Origin of the sequence: Pseudoxanthomonas daejeonensis, assembly GCF_022637495.1 — a bacterium.
GTDB lineage: Bacteria > Pseudomonadota > Gammaproteobacteria > Xanthomonadales > Xanthomonadaceae > Pseudoxanthomonas > Pseudoxanthomonas daejeonensis.
The window spans coordinates 2,263,720-2,273,838 of the sequence record NZ_CP093331.1 but is presented as its reverse complement, the minus strand read 5'-3'; the positions used below and the strand labels follow the sequence as shown (position 1 = coordinate 2,273,838).

Here is a 10,119-nt window from a genome sequence, read left to right as displayed (position 1 = left end):
CACGTGTCGATCGCCAGCCGGTGACTTCGGCTGGCACAGGACCGACGAACGGTCACTGGGTGGCGACGAACGGTACGGGCGGCGCCTCAAGCCAGGCCGGCATCGAACCTGCCCCCGGGTCACGCAGCAGCCGCTGGCGGGCCACTGCCTCGTCCCCGGGCGCCAGTTCGGCCATGAAGGCCACCTGCCCGGCCACCAGCGACGCCACCGGCATGCCGTCGCGGTAGAGGACGCGCGCGCCGGCGATCCGCGGCACCTTGTCGCCGGCGACCACGGTCCCGGCCAGGTTCAGCGGGTCCAGCGCGCTCACGCAGACCAGGGTGCCGTCCTCGGGCTTCTGCCGGGCCTTGCGCAGCAGGCCGATGGCTTCGGGCAGGGCGAACTGCTCGCCGGAGAGACCGGCGATGAAGCGTCCGCCGCGCACCTCGCCGCGCGCCTCCAGCCTCCGGTACACGCGCAGCAGTTCGCGCCAGGGGGGCAGCCAGGCGGCTTCGCGTTCGAGCACCCGCCAGCTGACCACGCCATAGCGGCGCAGCAGGACGCGGGCAACATGCTCGACCGCCTCAGGATCCGGTTTCGGTCCGCGCACGACGCGCGCCGGGGAAGCGACGGGAACTGCAGCTTCCGTCTCGGGCGCCACGCGTCGCACCAGCGCCCAGCGGCCGGCATCCTCGATGCCGAGCATCATCGCGCGGCGGCGACCGTGGCCGGGCGTGGGCCGCTTGGAGGCCGGCACCAGCAACGCGCGCAGGCCGGCAAAACTGTCGCAATGCGCGCGCCCGCGGGCGACCAGCTCGGCCAGCGCATCTTCCAGCTCGGTCTGCAGCAGCCGCGTACCGCCCACGATCTCGTCGAAGAACGACGCACCGTGCATCGCGAGGAAATCGGCGACCTTCTGCGCGCGCGACGAGAGCACCGCGTCCTCGGCCTGCGCCTTGCCTGGGGGCGCACGAACCAGCGCGGTCCAGTGCGGCACGCTGCGGCGCGGCAGCAGCAGGATCGGCGTGGACCGCAGCGAGGGATTGCCGCGCATCGCGCCGGCCTCCGGGTCGGTCGCGCGCAGTCGGGTCCACAGGGTACGGCCGGCGGTGCACAGGTCGTCGAGCCAGGCGATCGAATAGTCGCGCACGCGCGCCGGCAACACGTCGCCTTCCCAGGCCGCGGCGGGTGCTTCGTAACCTTCCAGCTGCGCCAGCACGCCCGCCAGCGCCTCCGGGCCGCTGACCTGCGTGTCCTTCGACACGCGCTGCCAGTCGAACAGGAAGCGCATGAAATCGCGCGGCGCCACCGGCTCGATCTCGCGACGCAAGCGCTTGAGCGTGTAGCGATGGATGCGGGCCAGCAGGTGACGCTCGCACCATTCCTCGCCGACGGCATGCGGCGAGAAGCGGCCCTGCATCGCGTAACCCTGCGACTGCAGTTTCAGCATCGCCATGTCGACCGCCAGCGGGGCGATGCCCAGGCTGTCGGCCAGCGTGGCCGCCGCCACCGGACCCAGGCCGGTCAGGCGCGAACGCAGCAGCGCGACCGCCGCGTCCTCGGCGCTCCAGGCGACGCGCGCGAACTCCTCCGGTACCGCGATCCCCGGCTGCTGCAACGCCGAGGGATGCAGCGCCAGCAACTGCGGCAGGCGCTCGGCCGCGACCCACCACTGCCTGCCGGCGGCGACTATCCGGGTGGCGCGCGCGTCGCGCAGCAGCTTCTGCAACCAGGGCTCCCATGCAGGCTCGCCGGCCACTTCCGCCGCGGTGACGAAGCCCAACCCGGTCAGCACCTCGTGCATCTCGTCGGCGTTGCGCGCCTGCGGCCAGGCTTCGCGGCGCACCTGTTCGACCGCATCGCCGTCGAGCCGCCCGAGGTCGGTCGCCGCCTGCGGATCGGCGTAGCGGCGCGTCTGCACGGCCTGGGTGCGTCGCTCCTCCAGCGGTGCGTCGTCGAGGAAAGCATAGGGACGTGCGTTGAGCGCCTCGGCCGCCAGCGGCGACGGCGCGGCCAGGTCACGCGCCTGCACCGTGATCGCACCCGATTCCAGGCCGCGCAGCAGCTCGAGCCAGCCCTCGGTGTCCATCGCCTCGTGCAGGCAATCGTCCAGCGTCTGCGCGACCAGCGGATGGTCGGGCACTTCGCGCTCGCCGACGATGTTCTCCAGGCAGGCCACCTGGTCGGGGAACACCGTTGCCAGCAGGTCCTCGGATTTCATCCGCTGCAATTGCGGCGGCACCTTCTTGCCGCCGACGAAACGCGGCAGGGCCAGCGCGGTGGTCGCGTTCCAGCGCCAGCGCACCGGGAACAGCGGCGCATCCAGCAAAGCCTGCACCAGCACGTCCTGCGCCGACGAGGAATGCAGGTATTTGGCCACCTCGATCAGCGGGAAGCTGTGGCTGGTCGACAGCGACAGCACGATCGCGTCCTCGGTCGCCGCGGCCTGCAGTTCGAAGTTGAACTGGCGGCAGAAGCGCTTGCGCAGGGCCAGGCCCCAGGCGCGGTTGAGGCGGCTGCCGTAGGGGCTGTGGATGACCAGGTGGGTCGAGCCGGTTTCGTCGAAGAAGCGCTCGAACACGATGGTCTGCTGGGTCGGCATCGCCCCCAGCGCGATCGCGGTCGAACCGAGGTAGTCGACCAGCTGGCGCGCGGCGGACTCGTCCAAACCCGCCTCGTCGCACAGCCAGGCCAGCGCGGTATCCGCGCCATCGATGGTGAAGCGCTCTCCGGCTTCGCCACCGCCTGCTGCATCTGCATCGGCCGCGCCATCGACGATGGCCGCTTCGGCCGGCACGCGCACCACCTGGGCGTCAGGCATGCGCGTGGCGATCTCTTCGCGCAGCCGCGACACGCCCTGCGACAGCTCGTCGGTGCGGCCCGGCGCCTCGCCCAGCCAGAACGGAATGCTGGGCGGCATGCCCTGCGCATCCTCCACCCGCACCCGGCCCGCCTCCACGCGCAGGATCCGGTAACTGGCATTGCCCAGCTGGAAGATGTCGCCGGCCATGCTCTCGATCGCGAAATCCTCGTTGACCGAGCCGATGAACGTGGACGACGGCTCCAGCACCACCGCGTAGTCGCCGGTGTCGGGGATGGTGCCGCCGGACATGGTCGCGACCAGGCGCGCGCCCTGGCGCCCGCGCAGGCGGCGATTGACCGCGTCGCGGTGCAGCCAGCCGGCACGCGGGCCGCGCCGGTCGCTGAAACCGTCGGCGAGCATCTTCACGACCTCGTCGAACCTCGCCCGCTCCAGCCGCGCGTACGGCCAGGCGCGCAGGCACCAGTCGTACAGCGCATCCTCGTCCCATTCGGTCGCGGCGACCTCGGCCACGATCTGCTGGGCCAGCACGTCCAGCGGCGCCGGCGGAATGCGCAACGCGTCCAGCTCACCGCGGCGCACGCAATCGAGCAAGGCCGCGCATTCGACCAGCTCGTCGCGGGTCTGCGGGAACAGCCGCGCCTTCGGCACGCCGCCGACGTGGTGGCCCGAGCGCCCGGCGCGCTGCAGGAACGCGGCGATCGAGCGCGGCGAGCCGAGCTGGCAGACCAGGTCCACGTCGCCGATGTCCAGACCCAGCTCCAGCGAAGCAGTGGCGACCAGCACCTGCAGCTGGCCGGCCTTGAGCTTCTGCTCGGCCTCCAGGCGAAGCTCCTTGGACAGGCTGCCGTGGTGGGTGCCGACGTTCTCCCGCCCGAGCAGTTCGCCCAGGTTGAACGCGGCGCGCTCGGCCATGCGCCGCGTGTTGACGAATACCAGCGTGGTCCGGTGCGCGCGCACCCGTTCGACCAGCTGCGCGTAGACCTGCTCCCACTGCTCGTTGGACATCACCGCCGACAGCGGCGTGGGCGGCAGTTCCAGCGCGAGGTCGCGCTGCTTGGCGTAGCCGATGTCGACCACGGCGCAGTCGGGCACGTCATGCGTGGCGGTGCCGCCGAGCACCGCCTGGCTGCCGGCCAGGGGATCGGGACCGGGCCAGCCGGGCAGCGCGTCGCGCGTGGGATAGACGTTCGCGCCGCCGACCAGGAAGCGCGCGACTTCCTCCACCGGCTTCTGCGTGGCCGACAGCCCGATGCGCACCAGCGGCCGCCCGCACAGCGCTTCCAGCCGTTCCAGCGACAGCGACAGGTGGCTGCCGCGCTTGTCGTCGGCCAGTGCGTGGATCTCGTCGACGATCACGCTGCGCACCGTGGCGAGCATCGCCCGGCCCGAGGCCGAGCCAAGCAGCACGTACAGCGATTCGGGCGTGGTGACGAGGATGTGCGGTGGCTTCTTGCGCACCTGCGCACGCTCGGCCTGCGGCGTGTCGCCGGTGCGCACGGCGGCACGGATCTCCACGTCGGGCAGGCCCAGCTCCAGCAGCGCGTCGCGGATCCCGGCCAGCGGCGCCTCCAGGTTCAGGCGGATGTCGTTGGACAGCGCCTTCAGCGGCGACACATAGAGGACGCTGGTGCGGTCGGCCAGTTCGCCACCCCCGTCCAGGCCCTCGCGCACCAGTGCGTCGATCGCGGCCAGGAACGCGGTCAGGGTCTTGCCCGAACCGGTGGGCGCGGCGACCAGGGTGTTGCGTCCGGCCATGATCGCCGGCCACGCCGCAGCCTGTGCCGCGGTCGGCCCGGGAAATGCCCCGTCGAACCAGCGGGCGACGGCGGGATGGAAGGCGTCGAGGGTCATGTCGGGGATCGCGGCGGGAGCCGCAGCGTGGCGCCGGGGCGTCGCAGCAGGTGAGACGGTGCCGGGGCGCTTTATCGGACCGCGTCGTCGAACCAGGGGGAAATCGAATATGCGCCCGCCCCGGTCGTGCTTCAACCGCGTGCACGCCGCGAAGCCGAACCGGTTCAGTGAAGGCGTGAACGCACGCAAGTCGATGGCACGGATCGAACCGGGCGCGATGCATGCCCGGCGATCACCCGTGCATGGCCGTCGAAGATGAGGCGGGAAAGATGGTGGGCCGTGACGGATTCGAACCGTCGACCAGCGGATTAAAAGTCCGATGCTCTACCGACTGAGCTAACGGCCCACGCGCCCCGGCGCTCGGCCGGGCGGGCATTTTACCTGATCGCGCCGCAGCTGGGTCCGGTCCGTGGCGCCTGCGTGGAGCCGGGCTTTGCCCGGCTGCATCGCGCACGATGGAAGCGCCGGGTCACGATCGCGGGGCATGCCCCGCTCTACGAGGCGTCCATCGAGGCCTTCGCACGCCGGCCACGGACCCTCGGACTGCGACGCAGCTCAGCCAGCGCCGTCGACGTAGAGCGTGGGGTCGGTCACGCCAGCGGCGTCGAAGCCGGCGGCACGCAGCCGGCAGGCGTCGCAGTGGCCGCAGGCGCGACCCCCGGCGTCGGCGCGATAGCACGACACGGTCTGGGAAAAATCCACGCCCAGGCGCAGGCCTTCGCGCACGATTTCGTCCTTGCCCATGCGGATCAGCGGCGCATGCACGCGGATCCCGGCGCCTTCCACGCCCGCCTTGGTGGCGAGGTTGGCCAGGCGCTCGAAGGCTTCGACGAATTCCGGCCGGCAGTCCGGATAGCCCGAGTAATCGACCGCATTGACCCCGCAGAAGATGTCGGCCGCACCCAGCACCTCGGCCCAGCCCAGCGCCACCGAAAGCATGATCGTGTTGCGCGCCGGCACGTAGGTGACCGGGATGCCCTCGCTGCCCGCGTCGGGCACCTCGATGTCATCGGTCAGGGCCGAGCCGCCGATCGCACGCAGGTCCACGGTCACGGTCTTGTGCGCCACCGCACCCAGCGCACGCGCGACCCGGTCCGCGGCATCCAGTTCGGAGGTGTGGCGCTGGCCGTAGCGCACGCTGAGTGCATGCACGGCATAGCCCTGTTCCCTGGCCATGGCCAGGACGACGGCCGAATCCATGCCACCGGAGACGAGGACGACGGCGTTCTTCATGGGCGGGGCAGCTGCGTGGATTGGGGACGCCATTGTAGGTCGCCGTGCGGGATTTTCAGGCATGGCACCGCTCGGTTGCGCGACCGGTCATCTGCTCTTTGTAGGAGCGGGCATGACCGCGAAGCCGACGCCTCATGGCGCGGGCGACACCCTCATGGTTCCGACGGCCTCGCGTCGCGGTCATGCCCGCTCCTACAAAAAGCGACAGTCCGCTTCGCGAAAGGCGGCTGGTCTCGGACCGGATCTGTCGCGCGCGACCACCCCCTCGCTCAGCGCCCGGGTTCGTCGTTCCAGAGGAGCTTGTGCAGCTGCATCTGGAAACGCACCGGCAGGCGGTCGGCCACGATCCAGTCGGCCAGCGCGCGCGGCTCGAGCTCGCTCTTGCTCGGCGAGAACAGCACGTCGCAGCGTGCGGCCAGGCCGTGCTCGGCGACCATGTCGCGTGCCCACTCGTAGTCGGCGCGGCCGCACAGCACGAACTTGACCTGGTCGCGGGCGGTGAGCAGCGGGATGTTCTCCAGCCGGTTGCGCGCCATTTCGGCCGAGCCGGGCGTCTTCAGGTCCACCACCCGCGACACGCGCGGGTCGACCCCGGCGATGTCGAGCGCGCCGGAGGTTTCCAGCGAGACGTCGTAGCCGGCATCGCACAAGTGCTGCAGCAGGTCCAGGCAGCGCTTCTGCGCCAGCGGCTCGCCGCCGGTCACGCAGACATGGCGCACGCCCTGGCGGGCAACCTCGGCGAGGATGTCTTCGATCTCCCACCACTGCCCGCCATGGAAGGCGTAGGCGGTGTCGCAGTACTGGCAGCGCAACGGGCAGCCGGTGAGGCGCACGAACACGGTGGGCCATCCCGCGGCGTTGGCTTCGCCCTGCAGCGACAGGAAGATTTCGGTGAGCTTGAGGCGGCTCTGCGGGACGAGAGTATCCATCGGCGGATCGTGGTTCTCAGGCGGACGGGTCGCGGGGGTGATGTAGGAGCGGGCATGACCGCGACACCGAGGGCATCGGAATCGCGATGGCGTCGCCTGTGTCGAAGACGTCGGTGTCGCGGTCATGCCCGCTCCTACACAACCGCGCGGGAGCGGACTTCCATTCCGCGATCCAGGCGTCAGGATCCTGGTGACATCGCCTGTTCGAGGGCGTCGGTGTCGCGGTCATGACCGCTCATGCGCACAGCCACGCACGCGGGCCGCACGCAGGTGCGCTCAGCGCAGCTGGCCGATCTCGATCGAATGCAGGCGATCGCTGGCGATGCGCGCCGCATCGGTGCCCGGGTAGAGGTTGACGACCTGCTGCAGGGTGGCCCGGGCCTCGGGCACCTGGCCATCGCCGAACTGCGACAGGCCGCGCTTGAGCAGGGCGCCGGGCGCCTTGTCATGGGTCGGATAGCGGCTGATCAGCGCGTCGAACTGCTGGCCGGCCAGCTTGAAATTCTTGGTGGCGTAATAGCTCTCGCCCAGCCAGTACAGCGCGTTGGGCGCGTAGATGCCGGCGGGCCAGGCGTCGATGAAAGCCTGGAACAGCTGCGCCGACTCGTCGTAGCGACCGGCCTTGAGCGCATCGAAGGCCTGGTTGTAGGCGCCGCGCTCGTCGCCAGACTGGGCCAGCGAACCGGGATCACCATGCACCCGCGGCGTGGCATCGGCCGGACCGGGCGTGACCGTCCGGGTCGGGGCGACGGCAGGCGCGGCGGCAGCAGGTGCGCCAGTGGCGGCGGGCGGCGGCAAGGCTCCGCCTTCGAGGCGGTTGAGGCGACCGTCCAGGTCCAGGTACTGGTCACGGTTGCGCTGTTGCAGCTGGCCGTTCTCGTTCTGGAGCTGCTCGACCGTCTCGCGCAACGACTGGACTTCCGTGCGCAGCTGGTCGAGCTGGTTCAGGAGGTCCTGGTTGGCCTGGGTGTTGTTGGCCTGCAGTTCGAGCCGGGCGACCCGGTCGGCCAGGCTCAGCTTCTGCGCGTAAGCGGGCGTGGCGGCCACGAGGGCCGCCACGACCAGCATCCGCAAGGGGTGCTTCAAGCGCATGGATCAGCGCGCGCTGTAGACGATCTCGACGCGACGGTTCTGCGCCCAGCAGGCCTCGGTCGACTCGGTGCAGACCGGACGCTCTTCGCCGTAGCTGACCACGGTCAGCTGGGTGGCCGAGGCACCGGCGCCCTGCAGCGCGGACGACACGGCGTTGCCGCGGCGCTCGCCCAGGCCCATGTTGTACTCGCGGCTGCCGCGCTCGTCGGTGTGGCCTTCCAGGTTCTGGCGCGACGACGGACGGTCACGCAGGTACTTGGCGTGGCAGGCGACGACGGCCTGGTACTCCGGCTTCACGGTGTACTGGTCGAAATCGAAGTGGATGACGCGCTGGCGCAGGCAAGCATCGGTGTCCAGGTCTTCCGGACCATAGACGCCGTCGTCGGTGGCGACCGGCGCGGTCGGGGTGGTCGGGGTGGTGTCGGCGACGGGCGCTTCCTTGACCTTCTTGGAGCAGCCGGCCAGGGCGGCCACGGACAGCAGCGAAACCAGCAGGACACGGGTGGAGGTGTTCATATCATTCCTTGGGATGCACTAGGGTGGTGGTAGGACAAACGCAACCGCGTAATCTTACAACTGATTTTTAACGAGCGCTGCGGTAGGGGGACCAGGCCGGCTCGCGCACGTCGCCATCGGCCAGGACCAGGCGCTGGCGCACCCGGCCATCGGCGGAAACGGCGTAAAGCACCCCGCGTCCGCCTTCGCGCGCGGCATACAGGAGCATGCTGGCGTTGGGGGCGAAGCTGGGGGATTCGTCGAGGGAGCCGGTGGAAATGGTGCTCCAGCGCGGCGAGCCGAGGCTGGAATCCATGATCGCGATCCGGTAGGTGTTGCCGGCGCCCTGGGCCACCGCGACCTTCTTGCCGTCGTAGGACACGCTGGCGGTGGCGTTGTAGTTGCCCTGGAAGGTGACCCGGCCGGCGCTGCCGCCGCCCGAGGACACCTGGTAGATCTGCGGACGGCCCCCCCGGTCGGAGGTGAAGTAGATGGTGCTGCCATCCGCGCTCCAGGTCGGCTCGGTGTCGATGCCGAAGTGGTTGGTCAGCTGGGTCAGCTGCTTGCTGCCCAGGTCCATGACGTAGATCTCGGGATTGCCGCTGCGCGACAGGGACATGGCCAGCTTGCGCCCGTCCGGCGAGAACGACGGTGCGCCGTTGATGCCACGGAAGCTGGAGACCAGTTCGCGCGCGCCCGAGGAGATGTCCTGCACGTAGATCGCCGAGTTGCCGCGCTCGAAGCTGACATAGGCCAGCTTGCGCCCGTCCGGGCTCCAGGCCGGCGACAGCAGTGGCTCGGCCGAGCGGACCACGGTCTGCGGGTTCCAGCCGTCCGCGTCCGCCACGTTCAGCGCGAAACGCATGTCCTTGCCGCGGCCGCTGGCCGTCACGTAAGCGATGCGGGTCCAGAACGCGCCGCGCACGCCCAGGATCTTCTCGTAGACCGCATCGGCGATCTGGTGCGCCGCGTCGCGCGTCGCGTTGGCCCGGGCGGTGATCGCCAGGCCCAGCAGGCGCTCGCCCCGGGCCACGTCGAACAGTTCGTACTCGATCCGGTAGCCGCCATCGCCGCCGTCCAGCATCCGGCCGACCACGATGTAGTCCTGCTTGAGCTGCTTCCAGGTCGGGTACTGGATCTCCCCGCCCCGGGTCGGGCGCTCGACGATCTGGGCCTCGGGCAGGGTCCGGAACAGGCCGGAACGGGCCAGGTCGTCACGCACCACCTTGGCCACGTCCGTTTCCGGCGGCGTGCCGCTGCCCTGGTAGGGCATCGGGACCACGGTGATGGGCAGGGCCGAAGCGTTGCCGCCGATGATGTCGATCTCCAGGCCCTGCTGCTGGGCCGAGGCCACGAAGGGCAGGAGTACGAAGGCGATCAGGGCGAACCAGCGCAGGGAAGTTTTCATGGCAGGCGGTCGTCGATCCAGGTCCGGGCAGGAAGGAATAGCAGCGTAGGCGTGAACATTTTCGCAATCATGAACGAAATTGTCGTGAATGCCGGTTCACGAAACAGGAAACGCGCGACCTGGCAGGGTTCGGTGTCGCGGTCGTGCCCGCTCCTACAACGGCGGGGCGCGGGCTCCTGTTAGGCGGGTCGCGGGCCCTTGTAGGAGCGGACTTCAGGTCGCGAAGCCGACGCCTCGGCACGGGCGACGCCGTGCAGGTTCCGACGTACCGCAGGATCCGACGGCCTCGGTGTCGCGGTCGTGCCCGC

The 10,119-nt window shown here is 70.2% G+C and carries 6 protein-coding genes and 1 tRNA gene; all 7 read right to left on the bottom strand.

Annotated elements, in window-relative coordinates; all coding sequences use genetic code 11:
• Window positions 1–52 precede the first annotated feature (52 nt).
• Window positions 53–4,654: a DEAD/DEAH box helicase gene (locus MNQ95_RS10250; RefSeq protein WP_241952805.1), complete on the bottom strand. Its 4,602-nt coding sequence runs from the start codon at window positions 4,652–4,654 to the stop codon at window positions 53–55.
• A gap of 270 nt (window positions 4,655–4,924) precedes the next feature.
• Window positions 4,925–5,000 (bottom strand) — tRNA-Lys (locus MNQ95_RS10245).
• A gap of 209 nt (window positions 5,001–5,209) precedes the next feature.
• Window positions 5,210–5,887, bottom strand: coding sequence for a 7-cyano-7-deazaguanine synthase QueC (queC, locus tag MNQ95_RS10240; RefSeq protein WP_241952804.1), 678 nt, complete (start codon window positions 5,885–5,887; stop codon window positions 5,210–5,212).
• Window positions 5,888–6,156: 269 nt separating this feature from the next.
• A complete protein-coding gene (gene queE / locus MNQ95_RS10235; protein WP_241952803.1) occupies window positions 6,157–6,816 on the bottom strand; it encodes a 7-carboxy-7-deazaguanine synthase QueE in 660 nt (219 codons plus the stop codon).
• 276 nt (window positions 6,817–7,092) lie between these two features.
• Window positions 7,093–7,908: a tol-pal system protein YbgF gene (gene ybgF, locus MNQ95_RS10230; RefSeq protein WP_202922815.1), complete on the bottom strand. Its 816-nt coding sequence runs from the start codon at window positions 7,906–7,908 to the stop codon at window positions 7,093–7,095.
• A gap of 3 nt (window positions 7,909–7,911) precedes the next feature.
• A complete protein-coding gene (gene pal, locus MNQ95_RS10225) occupies window positions 7,912–8,424 on the bottom strand; it encodes a peptidoglycan-associated lipoprotein Pal (RefSeq protein ID WP_162408331.1) in 513 nt (170 codons plus the stop codon).
• Window positions 8,425–8,491: 67 nt separating this feature from the next.
• Window positions 8,492–9,811, bottom strand: coding sequence for a Tol-Pal system beta propeller repeat protein TolB (gene tolB, locus MNQ95_RS10220; RefSeq protein WP_241952802.1), 1,320 nt, complete (start codon window positions 9,809–9,811; stop codon window positions 8,492–8,494).
• Between the last annotated feature and the right edge of the window lie 308 nt (window positions 9,812–10,119).

Coding starts and splice junctions, on each gene's coding strand:
- MNQ95_RS10250 (WP_241952805.1), bottom strand. CDS start 4,654: ATGACCCTCGACGCCTTCCATCCCGCCGTCGCCCGCTGGTTCGACGGG.
- queC (WP_241952804.1), bottom strand. CDS start 5,887: ATGAAGAACGCCGTCGTCCTCGTCTCCGGTGGCATGGATTCGGCCGTC.
- queE (WP_241952803.1), bottom strand. CDS start 6,816: ATGGATACTCTCGTCCCGCAGAGCCGCCTCAAGCTCACCGAAATCTTC.
- ybgF (WP_202922815.1), bottom strand. CDS start 7,908: ATGCGCTTGAAGCACCCCTTGCGGATGCTGGTCGTGGCGGCCCTCGTG.
- pal (WP_162408331.1), bottom strand. CDS start 8,424: ATGAACACCTCCACCCGTGTCCTGCTGGTTTCGCTGCTGTCCGTGGCC.
- tolB (WP_241952802.1), bottom strand. CDS start 9,811: ATGAAAACTTCCCTGCGCTGGTTCGCCCTGATCGCCTTCGTACTCCTG.